This is a genomic window from Streptomyces sp. NPDC044061 (assembly GCF_056434305.1).
This window is the reverse complement of the sequence record NZ_JBWKFL010000014.1, coordinates 264,248-281,988: the sequence shown is the minus strand read 5'-3', so window position 1 is coordinate 281,988 and position 17,741 is coordinate 264,248. Positions and strand designations below refer to the sequence as shown.

Below are 17,741 nucleotides of genomic sequence, written 5' to 3'. Positions count from 1 at the left end.
CTTTGTACTCACCCTCTCGGGCTTTCCTCCGGGCGCTTCCCTTCGGTCTTGCGTTTCCGACTCTATCAGATCTTTTCTCGACCCGATTTCCTCGGCGCTTTCCAGGTTTCCGCTCTCGCGGTTTCCTTTCCGGCGGTTTCGACTTTATCAGAAGTTTTTGGCCGGTCTGACCGGCCGCTCATTTCTGAGTAGTAAGTCGGGGGTGCTTCCCGGAAGCGCAGTCCGCGACTTCTTTGGAAGCAGATAGATTTTAAACGATCGGCCCTGAACCTGTCCAGTTCTAGGCAACTGTTTGAATCTACCTCCCCACTCCACCCGTGTCAACGGGTTTCGCGGGACGAAGAGGAGACTAGCAGCTCACAGGCCCCGGACGCACATCAGGCGGCCGTCGGCACGGTCGCGCTGCGCTCCGCAGCTTCAAGATCACCCGACTGGCCGGTGCGTACCGCGCGGCCGCCGAGGACGTAGACGTACGTCAGGAATGCCAGCTCGGCCACGACCCCGATGCCGATGCGGGCCCAGGTGGGGAGTCCGGACGGGGTGACGAAACCTTCGATGGCGCCGGAGACGAACAGGACCAGCGCGAGGCCGATCGCCATGCCCACCGCCGCTCGGCCCTCTTCCGCGAGTGCCGTACGACGGCTCCGGGGACCGGGGTCGATGAGCGTCCAGCCGAGACGGAGTCCGGTGCCGGCGGCGACGAAGACGGCCGTCAGTTCGAGCAGACCGTGCGGGAGGATCAGGCCCAGGAAGGTGTCGAGGCGGCCTGCGGAGGACATCAGGCCGATGCCGACGCCCAGGTTGAGCATGTTCTCGAAGAGGATCCAGAGCACCGGCAGGCCCAGGAAGATCCCCAGGACCAGGCACATCGCGGCGGCCTGGGCGTTGTTCGTCCACACCTGGGCGGCGAAGGAGGCCGCCGGGTGGCTCGAGTAGTAGGTCTCGTACTCGCCGCCGGGGCGGGTCAGCTGACGGAGCTGGCTGGGAGCCGCGATGGTCGACTGCACTTCCGGGTGGGTGCCTATCCACCAGCCCAGGAGGATCGCTATGACGGTGGAGATCAGCGCGGTGGGCACCCACCAGTGGCGGGCGCGGTAGACAGCGGCGGGGAAACCCTGACTGAGGAAACTCGTGGCGTCGCGCCATGAGGCGCGGCGGGTACCGGTGACGGCGCTGCGCGCGCGTGCCACGAGCCGGCTGAGCCGGCCGGTCAGTTGCGGGTCGGGGGCGCTGGACTGGATGAGGGAGAGATGGGTGGCGGTGCGCTGGTAGAGCGCGACGAGCTCGTCGGCCTCGGCGCCGTTGAGGCTGCGTTGGCGGCGGACCAGGGCGTCGAGGCGGTCCCATTCGGCTCGGTGCGCGGAGACGAAGACGTCCAGGTCCATGGGGTCTGCCTGCTCCTCGGCTGGTCGTCCACTGCTCGTCGTGGATGCTCGTGATGCTGTCAGGTTGTCGTACTGCGGCGCGATGCGCCCTCAGCTTGGCAGACTTGCGGTTCACGGGGCAGACCAGGGGAGAGGACGGCAGGCGTGAGTGAGCTGGTGACCGGCGAGGCGGTGGCGCTCGAACTGCGCCCCGCGAAGCTGCCGAGCAGGGCGTTGGCGGTGCTGCTCGATCTGGTCGTGGCCGTACTGGTGTACATCGGCGTGACCGTCGGACTGGTGGCGTCGACCTCCTCCTTGGACGACGCCGCTCAGGTCGCGCTGTCGATCGCGACCTTTCTGCTGGTGCTGGTCGGCGGCCCGATCGCGGTGGAGACGCTGAGTCATGGGCGCTCACTGGGGAAGCTGGCGTTCGGGCTGCGTGTGGTGCGCGACGACGGCGGGCCGATCCGGTTCCGGCACGCGCTGGTGCGGGGCGCGATCGGTGTGGTGGAGATCCTGGTGACGTTCGGGGTCGTGGCCTGCATCGCCTCGCTGGTGTCGGCGCGGGGTCGACGGCTCGGGGACGTCTTCGCGGGCACCCTGGTCGTGCGCGAGCGGATTCCCGTCGGGCGGACCGGCTTCGTGCCTCCTCCTCCGCCCGAGCTGGCGGGACGGTTCGCCGAGCTGGATCTGTCGGCCGTACCCGATGGGCTGTGGCTGGCCGTCCGGCAGTATCTGACGCGGATGCAGCAGCTCGATCCGCAGGTGTCCTGGGACATGGCGCAGCGGCTGGCGGCCGACTTCTCGGCTCGTACCGGCACTCCGGCTCCGCAGGGTGTGCACCCGGCCGCCTTCCTCGCGGCGGTGGTCCATGAGCGGCAGGCCCGCGAGGCACGGCGGGCGTTCGCGGGCTCGGGGTCGGTCGCGCCGGGGAGCACGCCTCCCGGTTTCGCGCCGGGCATCCCTGCGGCCGGGGTGCCCGGCGGTTATCCGCCGCCGGTGCCGCAGCCGTACGGGGCGAGCGCGTATCAGCCGCACGCGCCTGTCTGGCACCAGGGCTCCGCTCAGTCCGCCCCGCCGCAGGTCCAGGGCTCCCCGCAGTCCCAGGTTCCCGTCGCGCAGCCGGCGCCGCCTCGGCAGGACGAGACGGCGTCCGAACGGCCGGCCGGGGCTTCGGGTTCCACCGGATTCGCGCCGCCGGCGTAGCGGGCCGCGTGGCCTCGTCTCCGTCAGGCCGTTGCGCTCAGTCGAATCTCGACGGCGGTGACTGGAGGTCCTCCAGCTCGATCCCGGGCGCGGCCAGGACCACGTCCCCGGCGATGTGCACGGTGTGCTGTTCGCCCGTGTCCAGGGCTGTGACCTGGTACTCGTCCACGGTCAGGGGGCCGTTGTCAGTGGCGTGTGCTTCGCTGTTCAGCAAGGTCCAGGACTGGTCCACGGTGAGCGGGGCGAGGACCGGGTCGGTGAAGGCCACGAGGCGTACGCGGGTCGCGGCGGAGGAGGGGGTGAGGCGCAGAAGCCGGGCGGTGGCGACGAGGAACGCGGGGGACGTGCCGGTGAAGGCGTGGGCGCGCACATTGCCTTCGGTGGCATGAGTGCCGGTGGGGTCGGTGCGGACCCAGGTGACGCCGTCGAGGGCCGCGCCGCGGACTTGCCAGCCTCCCGCGTGGAGTTCGAGGCGGAGAGGGCGGCCGAGTTCGTCCAGGGCGAGGTCGACCGAGCCCCGGTGATCGCCCGCGGGGGTGGTCAGCCGGGATACGTAGCGCCAGCCGGACGGGCCGGGGGCGCACTGGAAGTGCTCTTCTGCGAGGGGGGTGTGGTCGTGCGGATCGTGGAGCGAATAGCGGCCGCGGGGCATGGGGGTCCTGGGTCGTGACGGGCCGGTCCGGCCGGAGGCCAATGGGGCAGGCCCCCGACACGGGGGTGCGGGGGCCTGCCTCGGAGGGTCTGGGGACCTTCGGACTCAGTAGCGGTAGTGGTCCGACTTGAACGGACCGTCGACCTCCACGCCGATGTACGCGGCCTGCTCGGGGCGCAGCTTGGTGAGCTTCACGCCGAGAGCGTCAAGGTGGAGGCGGGCGACCTTCTCGTCGAGGTGCTTGGGCAGCACGTAGACGCCGGTCGGGTACTCGTCGGGCTTGGTGAACAGCTCGATCTGGGCCAGGGTCTGGTCCGCGAAGGAGTTGGACATCACGAACGACGGGTGGCCGGTGGCGTTGCCCAGGTTCAGCAGGCGGCCCTCGGAGAGGACGATGATCACCTTGCCGTCGGAGAACTTCCAGGTGTGGACCTGCGGCTTGACCTCGTCCTTGACGATGCCGGGGATCTTGGCGAGGCCGGCCATGTCGATCTCGTTGTCGAAGTGGCCGATGTTGCCGACGATCGCCTGGTGCTTCATCTTCGCCATGTCCGACGCAAGGATGATGTCCTTGTTGCCGGTGGTGGTGACGAAGATGTCGGCGGTCTCGACGACCTCGTCCAGGGTCGTGACCTGGTAGCCGTCCATCGCCGCCTGCAGGGCGCAGATCGGGTCGATCTCGGTGATGATCACGCGGGCGCCCTGGCCGCGCAGGGACTCCGCGCAGCCCTTGCCCACGTCGCCGTAGCCGCAGACGACGGCGGTCTTGCCGCCGATCAGGACGTCGGTGGCGCGGTTGATGCCGTCGACCAGGGAGTGGCGGCAGCCGTACTTGTTGTCGAACTTCGACTTGGTGACGGCGTCGTTGACGTTGATCGCCGGGAAGAGGAGGACGCCGTCGCGCTGCATCTCGTACAGGCGGTGGACGCCGGTCGTGGTCTCCTCGGTCACGCCGCGGATCTCGGAGGCCAGCTGGGTCCACTTCTGCGAACCGTCCGTGATGGTGCGGTGCAGGAGTTCGAGGATGACGCGATGCTCGTCGGACTCGGCGGTGTCGACGGACGGGACCTTGCCGTCCTTCTCGTACTCGACGCCCTTGTGGACGAGGAGGGTGGCGTCGCCGCCGTCGTCCAGGATCATGTTCGGGCCGCCGGTGGGGCTGTCCGGCCAGGACAGCGCCTGCTCGGTGCACCACCAGTACTCCTCCAGGGTCTCGCCCTTCCAGGCGAAGACCGGGATGCCCTGCGGGTTGTCGGGCGTGCCGTTCGGGCCGACGGCGATGGCGGCAGCCGCGTGGTCCTGGGTGGAGAAGATGTTGCAGGAGGCCCAGCGGACCTGGGCGCCGAGGGCGGCCAGGGTCTCGATGAGCACGGCGGTCTGCACGGTCATGTGCAGGGAGCCGGTGACGCGGGCGCCGGCGAGGGGCTGCGCCTCGGCGTACTCCTTGCGGATCGCCATGAGGCCCGGCATCTCGTGCTCGGCGAGGGTGATCTCCTTGCGGCCGAACTCGGCCAGGGAGAGGTCGGCGACCTTGAAGTCCTGTCGGTTGTCGACAGTCGTCATTGCGAGCTGCTCCTCGGGATTGGGTCGAGGTGGGTACGGCTGGTCTGCGCGGCGGCGGACACAGGGGTGCCCGAGAAGAGGGCACAGGCATGCCCGCGTACGCGCAGCGCAGTCCGTCGGAGGCCCTCTCTCCCTCGGTCGGTCCGTCCTGGACCGCCCGACCGCCATCAGCAGCGACGTCTGGCTCCGTCCCAAGTTACACGGAGGGCGGGTCTGCCCCCAGTCCGCCTCCGAATGGTTCACGTCGTTCTGGGGGTGCGCGCGGGGATCGCCGTGGGGTGCGGGAGAGGGCGGGCGGGTGGCCGGAATGCCTGGGACAGGCGACCGCAAACCGGACTGAACTGGGACTTCGCCTTCGCGTCGGGAACGGCGAGGGGCACGGGTGATTCACAGCGGACCGCTATTCTCCGCGCCGCGGACGGACCGCGTGGAGAGGACGGGCATGGCGGGCAGAGGGCGGGGACTGGGGATCGCGGCGCTCGTGGTGGGGCTGCTGGGGTTGGTGTTGGCGGGCGGCACCTTCGCCCATATGCGGGCGGCCTACGGGGCCTCCACCATGGCGGGCGGCAGCATGACACCGACGTACGCAGAGGGTGACCGGATCATCTGGGAGCGCGTCGACGGCAGCGAGGTGCGGCGCGGCGATGTCGTGATGTTCGAGGCACCGGAGGGCTACGGGGTCGACGGGCTTCTGATGAAGCGGGTCATCGGTGTGGGCGGGGACCGGGTGGCGTGCTGCACGCTGGTGGGCTCGCGGGAGCGTGTGAGCGTGAACGGCAAGCCGGTCGAGGAGCCGTACGTGTACGGCGGTGACGCGGATGGCGTGCACAAGTCGTACGACGTGAAGGTCCCGCAGGGGCACCTGTTCCTGCTCGGCGATCACCGCGCCAACTCGCTGGACTCCCGTGCCCGCCTCGACGAGCAGGGCGGCACGGTGTCCGTGGACGCCGTGCGGGGTCGGGTGACCGACGACCGTACGGGCCCGGCGATACTCGGTGCGGCCCTGCTGCTCGGGGGCGTCCTGATCCTCACCGGCATCGGGCTGGGGATCGGCGCCCTGGTGGTACGACGGCGAAAGGCGCCGGCTGTGCCGCCGGCGCCCTGGCCCGTGCGGCCCGTCTGAGCGGACCGCGGGCCCTCAGTGCCCGGCCGCGTGCGGGGTCGGGCCGCCCGGGGTCGCCTCCGGGTCCGGGCCCTTGGCTGCCTCGGCCTCGCTGTAGATGTCAGGCTCCAGGTAGATCACGCGCGCGATGGGGACGGCGGCCCGGATGCGGGCCTCGGCCGCGTCGATGGCGTTCGCGACCTCGGTGGCCGTGTCGTCGTGCTGGACGGCGATCTTGGCGGCGATCAGCAGTTCCTCGGGGCCGAGGTGGAGCGTGCGCATGTGGATGACGCCGGTCACGGTCTCGCCGTCGACCATCGCGGTCTCGATCTGCTTCACCACGTCGGGGCCGGCGGCCTCACCGAGCAGCAGTGACTTGGTCTCCGCGGCCAGGACCAGGGCGATGCTGACGAGCAGGACGCCGATGCAGACCGTACCGATGCCGTCCCAGACGCCGTTGCCGGTGAGCAGGGCGAGGCCGACGCCGCCGAGGGCGAGGACCAGACCGATGAGCGCGCCGAAGTCCTCCAGGAGGACGACGGGCAGCTCGGGGGCCTTGGCGCGGCGGATGAACTGCGACCAGGACAGCTTGCCGCGGAGTTCGTTGGACTCCTTTATGGCCGTGCGGAAGGAGAAGCCCTCGGCGATGATCGCGAACACGAGGACGCCCACCGGCCAGTACCAGTGCTCCACCTCGTGCGGGTGGACGATCTTCTCGTAGCCCTCGTAGATGGCGAACATGCCGCCGACCGAGAAGAGGACGATCGAGACCAGGAAGGCGTAGATGTACCGCTCGCGGCCGTAGCCGAAGGGGTGCTGCGGGGTCGCCTCGCGCTGGGCCTTCCTGCCGCCGACCAGCAGCAGGAACTGGTTGCCGGAGTCGGCGAGCGAGTGGACGCCCTCGGCGAGCATCGACGAGGAGCCGCTGAACGCGAACGCCACGAACTTCGATGCCGCGATCGCGAGATTGGCGCCGAGTGCCGCCACGATCGCCCTGGTACCGCCTGACGCGCTCATGTGTCCGCGTTGTCCCTTCGCCCTCGTACGTCTACGCCGTCCAGGCGTGTGCCCGTCTTTGCCCGTGCTTTGCCGGTGGGCCATTCTTGCAGCCCGCTCGGACGGCGGCGCGTCAGGTATCCACAGCCCCGGTCATACGATCACGGTGGCACGGAAGATCGTGCCCGCGCCGGAGACCTCGGCCTTCTCGCCCGCCGGGACGAAGACGGACTGGCCGGAAGCGAGCTCGTGCTCGCCGGCCCGGACGGAACCGGCCGTGCAGAGCAGGATCTGCGGGGTTTCCAGGGTGAGGTCGTGGGCGGTTCCGCCCTCGGGCAGGACGTACCGGGAGAGCCGGAACTCGTCGATCGGCGTCTCGTAGACCTCCTCGCCGTCCGGAGAGGCCTCGGGCCGCAGCACACCCGCGTCTCCGGCCTCGAAGCGGACGACGCGCAGGAGTTCGGGGACGTCGACGTGCTTGGGGGTCAGACCGCAGCGCAGGACGTTGTCGGAGTTGGCCATGATCTCGACGCCGAGGCCGCTGAGGTAGGCGTGCGGGATGCCGGCACCGAGGAACAGGGCCTCGCCGGGCTGCAGACGGACGTGGTTGAGCAGCATGGCCGCGATGACGCCGGGGTCGCCCGGGAAGTGGTGGGCGAGGCCGGCGTAGGGGGCGTAGTCGCCGCCGAGGCGGGTGCAGGCGGCGGTGGCCTCGGCGACCGTGTGGGCCATCTCCTCGGGGTCGGCGCTGAGGATCGCGGTGAGGACCTCGCGCAGCGCCGCGTCCTCGGGGTGGGCGCGCAGCAGGTCGACGTACGGCTTCAGGGAGTCGACGCCGAGCCCGTCGAGCAGGTCGGCCGTGCGGACCGGGTCGCGGAAGCCGCACAGGCCGTCGAACTCGGTGAGCGCGCAGATCAGTTCCGGCTTGTGGTTGGCGTCCTTGTAGTTGCGGTGCGGGGCGTCCATGGGGATGCCGCGCCGCTCCTCGTCGGCGTACCCCTCCTTGGCCTGCTCCAGGTTGGGGTGCACCTGGAGGGACAGGGGCGCCCCGGCCGCGAGGATCTTGAGCAGGAACGGAAGCCGCGGGCCGAACTTCGCGATCGCCCCGGCGCCCAGTTCGCGCTCCGGGGCGGCGTCGATGACCTCGACGAGTGTCCCGCGTGCGGTGCGCGAGGGGGCACCGGGGTGGGCTCCCATCCACATCTCCGCCTGCGGTTCGCCGGTCGGCTCGACGCCGAGGAGGTGCGGGATGGCGGTGGGCGAACCCCAGGCGTAGGGGCGGACGGTGTTGTCGAGGCGATCCATGTGGTTTCTACGTCTCCGTGAGTGCGCTGCGCGGTCGGCGCCGGCCGGTTCCTGTTCCGGTGGTGGGCGCGGGTCGGACGCCCCGGGCGGGCCCGGGTGCGACGACCTGAGGCAAGATCAGGCCCCGGAAGCGAGCGCCAGGTAAACAGCGGCGAAATCCGTGACGGCGATCAGTTCCGCGAGGGTCGCCAGTTCGCCGCCCTCCTCCGGTTCGAGTTCGCTCATCGGCGTGTCATGGCTGAGGGCAAGGTCACGGGCGGCGGGGGCGGCGGTGAGGCCGCCGATCGGGCGGTCGCGGAGCAGCACCACGCGCGCGTGCAGCGCGGGCGCCTCCTCCACGCGGTCGCGGAAGAAGTCCTCGGGGTCGGCGCTGGCCGCGAGGGGGCCGGCCAGCAGGGCGCTGTGCGCGGCGAGTGCCTCGGGCAGTTCGGCGACCACGGCGGGACGGCCGGCGAGCTCCGCGAGGGCGGCGACGAAACGGCGACCGGCGGGTCCTGCCGAGGGGCCCTCCGTCCATACGACGGGCAGGGCGTCGGCGAGTTCGGCGGCGAGGGTCTTGGCCGGGTTGCTGTAGGTCGCGATGGCCGGGCCGCAGCGTTCGGCGACGTGGTCCAGGCGGTCGGCGACCTTCTCCAGGGCGTCCGGCGCGGCGCCGAGCAGGCCGATGCGGTCGAGGAGCGAGAGCAGCGGGGTGAGCATCGCCCAGAAGACGCCCGGGGAGGACGCGGCGAGCGGTTCCTCCTGGTCGTACGGCGCCGTCGCCATCGGTACGAACAGGCCGTGCGCGCCGGACACGGCTTCGGCGAGCGGGGTGTGGGCCGGGGCCACGGCGACGACCGAGCAGCCGCGGCGGTAGGCCTGCTCGGCGAGCAGCGAGAGGCTGGGTTCGGTGCCGTCCGGGGTGGCGATCAGCAGCAGGTCGACGGAGCCGGCCCAGCCCGGGAGTTCCCAGCGCAGGGCGCCCGCGGCCGGGGCGACGCCGGTGGGGGCCAGCCGGATGACGGGGCTGCCGGGGCCGGCGAGGGAGCCCAGCAGGTCGGCGGTGTGGGTCGCGGCGGCGCCCGGGCCGGCGATCAGGACGGAGCGGGGGCGGCCGTCGGGCTTGAGGTCGCCGACTCCGGCCTCGACGGCGTGCCGGGCCGCCGTGCGGACGCGGGCGCCGGCCTCCGCCGCGCCGCGCAGAAGGCCTCGCCGATCGACCTCGGCGAGGCCGTCCGGACTGTCGAGCAGCGATTCGTCGAGCATGGGCGGCAGCCTCCGATCGCCGGGGTCCTGTTCGGGGGGTCTAGCGCGGGTGGGGCGCGGCGCCCCGTTGTTACGCCGGTGGTGGGGCGCTACGCGGGGCGGCGGGCCTCGTCGACGAGCAGGACCGGGATGCCGTCACGGACGGGGTATGCGAGGCCGCAGTCCTGGCCGGTGCAGATCAGCTCGGTGTCCTGCTCCTTCAGGGGGGCGTGGCAGGCCGGGCAGGCGAGGATCTCCAGGAGGCCGGCTTCGAGCGGCATGAGGTGTCCCTTCGGGGGCGGGTGGGGCTTTGCTGATGTGCTGGTCAGCGTACCGCCGGCGCGGCGCGAGCGGCGGGGTTGGGCGAGCCCGGGCCGACGGGCCCGTGTGTCAGGCCCGGATGATCGCCAGCGCCTCGTCGCGGATCTTGGTCATCGTCGCCTCGTCCTTGGCCTCCGCGTTCAGGCGCAGCAGGGGTTCGGTGTTGGACGGGCGGACGTTGAACCACCAGTCGGCGGCGGAGACCGTGAGGCCGTCGAGGTCGTCGAGGGTGATGCCGGGGCGCCCCTCGTAGGCGGTGCGGATCGCGGCGAGGCGGGCGGTCTGGTCGGCGACCGTGGAGTTGATCTCGCCGGAGCCCGCGTAGCGGTCGTACTGGGCGACGAGGGCGGACAGGGGACCGTCCTGGCCGCCGAGGGCCGCGAGGACGTGCAGGGCGGCCAGCATGCCCGTGTCGGCGTTCCAGAAGTCCTTGAAGTAGTAGTGGGCGGAGTGCTCGCCGCCGAAGATCGCGCCCGAGCGGGCCATCTCGGCCTTGATGAAGGAGTGGCCGACGCGGGTGCGGGCCGGGGTGCCGCCGTTCTCCTTCACCACCTCGGGGACCGTACGGGACGTGATCAGGTTGTGGATGACCGTGCCCTTGCCGCCGTTGCGGGCCAGCTCGCGCGCGGCGACCAGCGCGGTGATCGCCGACGGGGAGACCGGGTCGCCGTTCTCGTCCACGACGAAGCAGCGGTCGGCGTCGCCGTCGAAGGCGATGCCCAGGTCGGCTTCCTCCGAGGGGACCCGCTTCTGCAGGTCCACGATGTTGGCCGGGTCGAGCGGGTTGGCCTCGTGGTTCGGGAAGGTGCCGTCCAGTTCGAAGTACATCGGGACGAGCGTGAGGGGCAGTCCGGCGAAGACCGTGGGGACCGTGTGGCCGCCCATGCCGTTGCCGGCGTCGACGACGACCTTCAGGGGGCGGATGGAGGTCAGGTCGACGAGGGAGCGGAGGTACGCCGCGTAATCCTCCAACGTCTCGCGCGTGGTGAGCGTGCCCGGCTCGGCCGCCGGTTCCGGAGCCCCCGACTCCAGCCACCCCTCGACCAGTTCGCGGATCTGCGCGAGGCCCGTGTCCTGACCGACGGGGGCGGCACCCGCGCGGCACATCTTGATGCCGTTGTACTGCGCCGGGTTGTGGGAGGCCGTGAACATCGCGCCCGGCAGGTTCAGCGCGCCCGAGGCGTAGTACAGCTGGTCCGTCGAGCACAGGCCGATCTCGGTGACGTCCACCCCGCGGTCCGCCGCGCCGCGTGCGAACGCGCGGGACAGGCCGGGGGACGAAGGGCGCATGTCGTGGCCCACGACGATCGCCGCCGCACCCGTCACCTCGGCGAAGGCGGCGCCGAAGAGGCCGGCCAGCGACTCGTCCCACTGGTCCGGGACCACTCCGCGTACGTCGTACGCCTTCACGATCTGCGACAGATCAGCAGCCACGGCCAACCCTCCTGAAAGTCCTATGGGTGCCCACAAACTACCCGTCAGGGGTAAGGGTCGGGTGTGCGGACACCAGGTGGACTCCCAGACGCATCCGAGTCGTAACGCGGGGCGGGGCGTGACGTGGGGTCCCGGCAGGGGCTGAACGCCGGTGAGCGGGGCTCAGTTGTCCGGAGAACGCAGGACGCGCAGGTGGCCGCGGCGGGCGACCTCCATCGGGTCCGCGGTGCGCGCTCCGCCGCCCGCCTCGGCCGCCCGCTCCTGGGGACGGGCCGCCTCGCGCACGGCGTTGGCAAGCGCTTCCAGATCGTCTCCACTCGGCCGCGCGGGAGCGGAGCCGTCGAGGAGGCGGACGACCTCCCAGCCGCGGGGGGCGGTGAGGCGCTCGGAGTGCTCGGCGCACAGGTCGTAGCAGTGGGGTTCGGCGTAGGTGGCGAGCGGGCCGAGGACCGCGGTCGAGTCGGCGTAGACGTACGTCAGCGTCGCGACGGCGGGTCGGCCGCAGGCGGTGCGCGAACAGCGACGTACAGGGCTCACGACGATGGACGGTACCGCACTCTTGAGCGGGCCGCGACGACTCTCCCCCAGGTCACTCCACCGTGTCGTACTGTGAGACACCACACACACCCTCCCGAACACGCCCCGCTGACCTGCGTGAACGGGCCCGCGCGAGACCTTGGGCGGGGCCGCGTCCGGTCACGGGTCGGCACAAACACCGTCAATTGCCTTGAGTTCGGCGGTCTTGGAGGGTTACGGAAACGAGCCACACCTTGGCCGGAATGGTCATCCTGCGACAGGTTCTGGCACGTGGCCGGTTGCCGCGTGGGGCCCGGCGGCGGGGGTGTGCGGGGACTACGCTTCACCAGTGATGGACAACCGTGTACCGCCTCGTGCCGCCGGCCCCGGGCCCCGTCGCCGTGATCGCCACGGGAGGGGCATGCGGGGGCCGATCGCTCCTCCGCAGGTTCCGCTGGCGGCCAGCCGTGCCGAGGTGTTCGCGGACCTGGTGCAGGACTCCGTGGAGCGTCTCGAACGGCGATGGCCGCAGCTGGCCGACATCGACTTCCTGGTGCTCGAAGTACCGCGGCTGGAAAGCCGGGGCGCGGAGGCGTGGAGCGACGAGGCCGTGCCGCTGGGCGGGATCATCCCCGCGCGTGACGGGCGGCGGGCTCGGGTCGTGGTCTACCGGCGGCCGGTGGAGATCCGGACCAAGGGGCGCGACGAGCGGGCCGCGCTGGTGCACGAGGTGGTCGTCGAGCAGGTGGCGGAGCTGCTGGGGCTGACTCCGGAGACCGTGGACCCCCGGTACGGGGAGGACTAGGCCGGGGAGGGCTGGCAGCCCCGGCCTGCGCCCGCCCCTACTTCTGGAGCACCGACAAGTCCTCGTCCGCCTCCGGAACCGACACCATCCCCCTGTCGCTCGGGAGGGTCTGGATGGTGAAGCCGGGGATGCCGGACTCCGTGGCCGACAGGGTGCGGGCGGCGTAGACCGGGCCGCCGGAGACGGGCTCCAACGTGAGGGCGTAGGTGCCCTTCACGGCCGACGGGACGGGGGCCGCGATGTCCTGGGTGCTGCCCGACTTGATCGTGTAGGTCTTCGTCACCGGCGTGCCGCCCTCGCTGCCCGCCGACGCGGTGACCTTGACCGTGGCGGCGCCGGTGGGCGCGGTCAGGGAGACGGTCGAGCTCTTGCCGCTGTTGTCGGCCGAGGTCGCACGCGTGCCGACGGGGGCCGTGGCCGGGATGAACGCCGTCTCCTGCTTGGCGCCCTTGCCGCGCACCACCCGCAGTGCCGCCACGACCGGGACCGACTGGTCGGTGGGGGTCAGGACCACGGAGCCCGCCTCGCCGCGTGTGACGTCGCCGAGGTCGACCGCCGTCGTCATGCCGGACTTGACGTGCAGGGTCTCGTTCCCGGCCGGGGTGATCAGGCCGTCGGGCGAGGCCAGGCGGACCTTCAGGTCCGCGTCGGAGTCACCGGGGGTGAAGGCGATCAGACGGACGTCGGTGGCGTCCTTCGGGATGCCGGGCAGGACCAGGCTGCCGGCCGGGTCGGCGGCCGCGGCCAGCCAGTCGCCGCCCACCTTGTCGTCCAGGGCCTGCACAGCCGCGCCGACCCGCCCGCTGCGCACGCTGACGTGCACGGTCAGGTCGGTCTGCCGCTCGTCGGTGAGGGTGGACAGCAGGACCGGCTTGCTCGCGTGCGGCGGGATGGTGAAGCCGTCCCCCACCGCGGACTTGATCGCGCCGTTCTTGCCGTACAGCTCGAGGTCGACGACGGCGGCGGAGGCGTCCGGATTGGTGAGGTGCACGTAGTCGGTGCGGTCGGCGGACGTGCTGGCGCCCGCGAACCAGAACTCGGTGTCCGCCGCGGTGCAGTTGACGCCCTGCAGGCCGCGGCCGGTGCCCGCGGCGACCTCGGTGGTCTCCTGGACGGTCCAGCCCGGGGCGAACTTCCCGTCGGCGGTGCCGACCAGCGCGGGCGCGTCGGCGCCGGAGGTGTCACCGGTGACGGGCGTGCCGGGCGCCTTCGGCGTGAGGACCGGCTTGCCGGCCTTCTTCTTGGTGCCCTTGCCCGTCCCGGTGCCGCTCGTGCCGTCGGCCGACTGCTCGGCCGCCGCCCGGAGTTCGGCCTTGCCTGCGCTGCCCGCGCCCTTGGTGACGGGCGTGAACGACGTGTACGACGTGTCGGCGATGTCGGAGATGCTCGGCGCGGGGCACAGCAGGCTGGTGCGCTCCACGGGCAGCTCGGCGGCCGCCTTGGCGGGAGCCGCGCCGGACGCGGACGGCGTGTCGAGCGCGGCGAAGGCGGTGACGGCGGCCAGCGCGGTCGTGCCGACGATCAGGGACAGGGTGGTGCGGTTCACTGCTGGCTCCCGTCGGGGCGCTCACTGTCGGTGCCGTAGGGGTGCTGGGCCGGGTCGTATCCCTGCTGGTACGCCGTCGGGTCGTACGGCATCTGCTCGGCCGTACCGCCGTAGGCATAGGGGTCGTACTGGCCGGTCTGGTAGGGGTCGGACTGGTACGCCTGCTGGTCGTATCCGCCCGCCTGGTACTGCCCGGCGTTCTGGTACTGGTCGGCGCCGTAACCGCCGTACTCGGCGCCCGCGTAGTCCCAGTCGCCGTAGGACTGCTGCTGGGGGACGGCGGCCGGTGCCTCCTCCGGGGGAGGCGGCACGGCGCCGGGGGCGGGCTGTTCCGCGGCGGCGGGTTCCTCGGCCTGGGCGCGCAGACGGCGGGCGCGGCGGCCCTCGCCCGCGGTGGCCTGGGCGGGCAGCGGCTGCTCCTCGGGGAGGTCGTCGTCGATGTCGCGGCGGCGGCCGGGCAGGGCGAGCACGACGAGGACGACGGCGAGCGAGGCCTGCGCCCACAGCCAGGCGGTGTGCGCGATCGGGGCGTCGTAGCCCACGTCCAGCGTGCCGCCGGTGGAGGGCAGCTGGAAGCCCTGGGCCCAGCCGTCGACCGTGGTGCGGGTGAGCGGCCTGCCGTCCAGGGTGGCGGTCCAGCCGTCGGAGGCGGCGTCGGCCAGGCGCAGGACGCGGCCGTTCGAACCGGACGGGACGGTGGTGTGGATCTCCACCGGCCCGGCGGCGACGGACTGGGCGGTGCCCGAGCCGCCGGCGGGCACGATGGTGGCGCGGGAGACCTGCTGGTCGACGCGCCACAGGGCGCTGCCGTTCTGCTGGCTGAGCCGGCTCAGCCCGGGCGTGGCGTCCAGGACGCGGGTGACGTCGCGGGGGGCGCCCTTGTGGACGAGGACGTAGCGGACGGCGAAGCCGCCGAGCTGGCCGGCCTGGTCGGCGCCGGAGCCGGCGACGAGATTGGCGACGATCTTGTCGAGCTTGGCGTTCTCCCCGTCGGCGGCGGCGAGTTCGGCGTCGCCCATGCGGGCGCCGGAGCCACGGACCAGGGTGTAGCGCACGCGAGCGGTGGAGTCGCTGTCGAGGATCAGGGTGCGGGCCTGGTCGCGGGTGGCGGCGTCCTCGGCGACGAACGCGGGCACCTGCACCGGGTCGCGGCGCTCCACCGGGCCGTCGGCGCCGCCGATCATCCAGCCCACGGCGACGAGCAGGGGGCCCGCGCCCGAGGCGATGGCGATGAGGGCGGCGACGGGCTGGCGCCAGCCGAAGCTCTGCTCGGCCACGCGTGCGCGTGCCCCGTCGGCGCCGAGCGCGGCGGCGGCCAGCAGGGCGATGCCGTAGACGAGCGTGGCCGGTCCGGCCCAGGTGGAGTGGTTGGACAGGGCGGCGAAGACGAGGCCCACCAGGGCGATCGCCCAGGCGGTGCGGATGCCCAACTGGCGCTCGGAGCGCAGCAGTGCGGCCAGGGCCGCCAGCACGATGCCGATGAGCATCAGGCCGTCGACGGTGCCGGGGCCGCCGGGGCTCGCGCCGAGCAGGTCGAGCGCGGAGGCGCTGGAGGCGCCGTAGTCCAGGCCCGCCTCCTTGAAGAAGCCGGTCGGGAGCAGCGTGAGCGACCACGGGGCGAGGACCAGCAGCGGGGTGCCGAGCTGGGCGAGGAAGCGCAGGCCGTGGGCGAGAAGGTCACCGCGGCGCAGGACCAGTACGCCGAGGCCGAGGACCAGGGCGAGGGGCCAGACGATCGGCGTGAACGCGGTGGTGATGGTCAGCAGCAGTGCGTAAGCCCAGGTCGCGCGCCAACTTCCGCGCGCACCGGAGGCGTTCGCGAGGCCGCTCGCGGCGACACCCGCGCGCGCGATGAGCGGCAGCAGCACGGCGAGGACGGCGGTGCCGATGCGGCCGCCGGCCAGGGCGCCGGTGGCGGCGGGCAGGAAGGCGTAGGCGACGGCCGCCCAGGCGCGCAGCAGGCGCGAGGCGACCAGGGGGCGGGAGGCGAAGTAGGCGGTGAGGCCGGCCAGCGGCACCGAGCCGACCAGCAGGACGGTGACCGCGAGTCCCGTGGAGCCGAACAGCAGGGAGGCGAGGGTCGCGACGACGGCGAGGTAGGGAGGTGCGGACGGGGTGCCGCCTGCGCCCACCGGGTGCCAGGCGTCCGTGTAGCGGGACCACAGTTCGCCGGCGTCGGCCGGGGCGGGCAGCAGGGCGCCGCCCGCGAGCGCGCCGCCGCCGAGCAGGGCGCGGCAGGCGGCGAGCGAGACCAGCAGCAGGACCAGGAAGAGCACCGGGCCGGGCTTGCGGGCGATCCGCTTGAGCCGGGCGAACTGCTCGATCTCCAGGAAGTCGGCGTCGTCGCCGCCGGGCCCGGACTCCACGGCACCGCCGTGCCGGCCGGCCGAGGAGGTGTCGCTGTCGGAGCCGCCGGAGAAGTTGCCCGCGAACTGTTCCACGGTGGCGCGGACGGTCGCGCCGGGCGGCGGGAAGAGCCCGCGCAGTTCGCCCTTGTCGATCTGCGAGGGTCCGCGGCGGCGGCGTCCGGCGAGGATCCGCTCGGGCCGCAGCAGGATGCCCAGCAGTCCGCGGATCTCGTCGACGGCCTGTCCCGGAACCTTGCCGACGAGGTAGGCGACGGTCCTGATCAGGGTGCCGAGGACGAGCCGCAGCAGCACCCAGGGCAGGGCGGCGCCGCGGCTGTTGACGAGGAGGGTGTAGACGGCGCCGGCCTTGTCGACCTTGTGCGGGGAGGCGGCGGTGCGGCCCACGCAGTCGACGGTACGGCGCTCACGGGAGGCCGCCTCGGCGTGCCTGACGACCGCCTCGGGGGCGACGAGGACGCGGTGGCCGGCCTCGGTGGCGCGCCAGCACAGGTCGACGTCGTCACGCATCAGGGGCAGCCTGCGGTCGAACCCGCCGAGCTGTTCGAAGACGTCGCGGCGGACGAGCATGCCGGCGGTGGAGACGGACAGCACGGTGCGGACGTGGTCGTGCTGTCCCTGGTCCTGTTCGCGCCGGTCGAGTCCGGTCCAGCGGCGGCCCGAGTTGGCGATGGAGACGCCGACCTCCAGCAGTTGCCTGCGGTCGTACCAGCCGCGCAGCTTGGGGCCGACGACCGCCACGTCGTCGCGGCCCAGTTCCAGTTCGTTCTCGACGACCCGGAGCAGCTGGGCGAGGGCGTCGGGTTCGGGTGCGCAGTCGTCGTGCAGCAGCCACAGCCACTGGACGGGCTCGCCGTGCGGCAGGTCGGGCAGGTCGTAGGCGTCGTCGCGCCAGCTGCGCGTGACGGGGTCCCAGCCGCTCGGGCGCTTGAGGTACGGCAGCTCGTCCGGCGTGAGGAGCGGGGCGATGCGGCTCGCCTCCTCGACGGCCTGGCCGAAGCCGGTGCGCCGGGCGAGGTGCAGCACGCGGTCGTCGCCGAGAGCCTCGGCGACCAGCTGGGCGGAGTCGTCCGCACTGCCGGTGTCGGCCGCGACCGCGTACTGGACGGGGCGCTCCTGGCCGAGCAGCCCGGCGAGCGCGTGAGGCAGCCAGCGGGCGCCGTCATGGGAGACGAGGACCGCGGTCACCACATGACGCGGGAACTCAGGGGTGGCAGCGCCGCCTTGGGCTGCCGCATGGCTGTGGCTGTGCACGGACATCGAGGTACGGGCCCCGGTTCGATGGACTGCGGTGGACGCCTGTGCCCCGAGGGGACAGCGGGGCGTCTCGGACGAGCGCCC

General features: G+C 72.3%; 14 protein-coding genes. 3 read left to right on the top strand and 11 right to left on the bottom strand.

What is annotated here, in order from left to right; all coding sequences use genetic code 11:
* Positions 1 to 377: 377 nt before the first annotated feature.
* The gene (locus AC07CM_RS24330) at positions 378 to 1,385 is read right to left on the bottom strand and encodes a stage II sporulation protein M (protein ID WP_478878551.1); all 1,008 of its coding nucleotides are present in this window, start codon (positions 1,383 to 1,385) and stop codon (positions 378 to 380) included.
* A gap of 144 nt (positions 1,386 to 1,529) precedes the next feature.
* Here AC07CM_RS24330 and AC07CM_RS24325 point away from each other — a divergent pair, with 144 nt between their 5' ends.
* On the top strand, positions 1,530 to 2,570 hold the full coding sequence (locus AC07CM_RS24325; protein ID WP_478878550.1) for an RDD family protein: 1,041 nt from the start codon (positions 1,530 to 1,532) through the stop codon (positions 2,568 to 2,570).
* A gap of 37 nt (positions 2,571 to 2,607) precedes the next feature.
* Here AC07CM_RS24325 and AC07CM_RS24320 read toward each other — a convergent pair whose 3' ends face one another.
* Together AC07CM_RS24320 and ahcY are read right to left on the bottom strand one after the other, a co-directional pair.
* Positions 2,608 to 3,222 carry a hypothetical protein gene (locus AC07CM_RS24320; RefSeq protein WP_478878549.1) on the bottom strand — a complete coding sequence of 205 codons (615 nt, stop codon included), beginning with the start codon at positions 3,220 to 3,222 and terminating at the stop codon, positions 2,608 to 2,610.
* Positions 3,223 to 3,327: 105 nt separating this feature from the next.
* The gene (gene ahcY, locus AC07CM_RS24315) at positions 3,328 to 4,785 is read right to left on the bottom strand and encodes an adenosylhomocysteinase (protein WP_478878548.1); all 1,458 of its coding nucleotides are present in this window, start codon (positions 4,783 to 4,785) and stop codon (positions 3,328 to 3,330) included.
* Positions 4,786 to 5,227: 442 nt separating this feature from the next.
* Here ahcY and lepB point away from each other — a divergent pair, with 442 nt between their 5' ends.
* Positions 5,228 to 5,908, top strand: a complete 681-nt coding sequence (lepB, locus tag AC07CM_RS24310; protein WP_478878547.1) for a signal peptidase I — start codon at positions 5,228 to 5,230, stop codon at positions 5,906 to 5,908.
* Between the two features lie 15 nt (positions 5,909 to 5,923).
* Here the strand turns inward: lepB and AC07CM_RS24305 are convergent, their stop codons facing one another.
* From AC07CM_RS24305 to AC07CM_RS24280, 6 genes are all read right to left on the bottom strand, one after another.
* A complete protein-coding gene (locus AC07CM_RS24305) occupies positions 5,924 to 6,904 on the bottom strand; it encodes a cation diffusion facilitator family transporter (protein WP_478878546.1) in 981 nt (326 codons plus the stop codon).
* A gap of 132 nt (positions 6,905 to 7,036) precedes the next feature.
* Positions 7,037 to 8,188: a mannose-6-phosphate isomerase, class I gene (gene manA, locus AC07CM_RS24300; protein WP_478878545.1), complete on the bottom strand. Its 1,152-nt coding sequence runs from the start codon at positions 8,186 to 8,188 to the stop codon at positions 7,037 to 7,039.
* A gap of 117 nt (positions 8,189 to 8,305) precedes the next feature.
* A complete protein-coding gene (locus AC07CM_RS24295) occupies positions 8,306 to 9,433 on the bottom strand; it encodes an SIS domain-containing protein (RefSeq protein ID WP_478878544.1) in 1,128 nt (375 codons plus the stop codon).
* An 89-nt stretch (positions 9,434 to 9,522) separates the two neighbouring features.
* A complete protein-coding gene (locus tag AC07CM_RS24290) occupies positions 9,523 to 9,693 on the bottom strand; it encodes a Trm112 family protein (RefSeq protein WP_007382472.1) in 171 nt (56 codons plus the stop codon).
* 109 nt (positions 9,694 to 9,802) lie between these two features.
* Positions 9,803 to 11,167: a phosphomannomutase/phosphoglucomutase gene (locus AC07CM_RS24285; protein WP_478878543.1), complete on the bottom strand. Its 1,365-nt coding sequence runs from the start codon at positions 11,165 to 11,167 to the stop codon at positions 9,803 to 9,805.
* Positions 11,168 to 11,329: 162 nt separating this feature from the next.
* Positions 11,330 to 11,704, bottom strand: a complete 375-nt coding sequence (locus tag AC07CM_RS24280) for a DUF3499 domain-containing protein (protein WP_037660842.1) — start codon at positions 11,702 to 11,704, stop codon at positions 11,330 to 11,332.
* 331 nt (positions 11,705 to 12,035) lie between these two features.
* On the opposite strand from AC07CM_RS24280, the gene AC07CM_RS24275 reads away from it, so the two are divergent.
* Positions 12,036 to 12,488, top strand: a complete 453-nt coding sequence (locus tag AC07CM_RS24275) for a metallopeptidase family protein (protein ID WP_478878565.1) — start codon at positions 12,036 to 12,038, stop codon at positions 12,486 to 12,488.
* 37 nt (positions 12,489 to 12,525) lie between these two features.
* On the opposite strand, the gene AC07CM_RS24270 is transcribed toward AC07CM_RS24275, so the two are convergent.
* Positions 12,526 to 14,034, bottom strand: coding sequence for a DUF5719 family protein (locus tag AC07CM_RS24270; RefSeq protein WP_478878542.1), 1,509 nt, complete (start codon positions 14,032 to 14,034; stop codon positions 12,526 to 12,528).
* Positions 14,031 to 17,660, bottom strand: coding sequence for a glycosyltransferase family 2 protein (locus AC07CM_RS24265; RefSeq protein ID WP_478878541.1), 3,630 nt, complete (start codon positions 17,658 to 17,660; stop codon positions 14,031 to 14,033). The genes AC07CM_RS24270 and AC07CM_RS24265 overlap by 4 nt, the downstream gene beginning before the upstream one ends.
* Positions 17,661 to 17,741: the final 81 nt, after the last annotated feature.

Bases quoted from the DNA above. Each gene is read 5' to 3' on its own strand.
- AC07CM_RS24330 (WP_478878551.1), bottom strand. From the start codon at position 1,385: ATGGACCTGGACGTCTTCGTCTCCGCGCACCGAGCCGAATGGGACCGC.
- AC07CM_RS24320 (WP_478878549.1), bottom strand. From the start codon at position 3,222: ATGCCCCGCGGCCGCTATTCGCTCCACGATCCGCACGACCACACCCCC.
- ahcY (WP_478878548.1), bottom strand. From the start codon at position 4,785: ATGACGACTGTCGACAACCGACAGGACTTCAAGGTCGCCGACCTCTCC.
- lepB (WP_478878547.1), top strand. From the start codon at position 5,228: ATGGCGGGCAGAGGGCGGGGACTGGGGATCGCGGCGCTCGTGGTGGGG.
- AC07CM_RS24305 (WP_478878546.1), bottom strand. From the start codon at position 6,904: ATGAGCGCGTCAGGCGGTACCAGGGCGATCGTGGCGGCACTCGGCGCC.
- manA (WP_478878545.1), bottom strand. From the start codon at position 8,188: ATGGATCGCCTCGACAACACCGTCCGCCCCTACGCCTGGGGTTCGCCC.
- AC07CM_RS24295 (WP_478878544.1), bottom strand. From the start codon at position 9,433: ATGCTCGACGAATCGCTGCTCGACAGTCCGGACGGCCTCGCCGAGGTC.
- AC07CM_RS24290 (WP_007382472.1), bottom strand. From the start codon at position 9,693: ATGCCGCTCGAAGCCGGCCTCCTGGAGATCCTCGCCTGCCCGGCCTGC.
- AC07CM_RS24275 (WP_478878565.1), top strand. From the start codon at position 12,036: ATGGACAACCGTGTACCGCCTCGTGCCGCCGGCCCCGGGCCCCGTCGC.
- AC07CM_RS24265 (WP_478878541.1), bottom strand. From the start codon at position 17,660: ATGTCCGTGCACAGCCACAGCCATGCGGCAGCCCAAGGCGGCGCTGCC.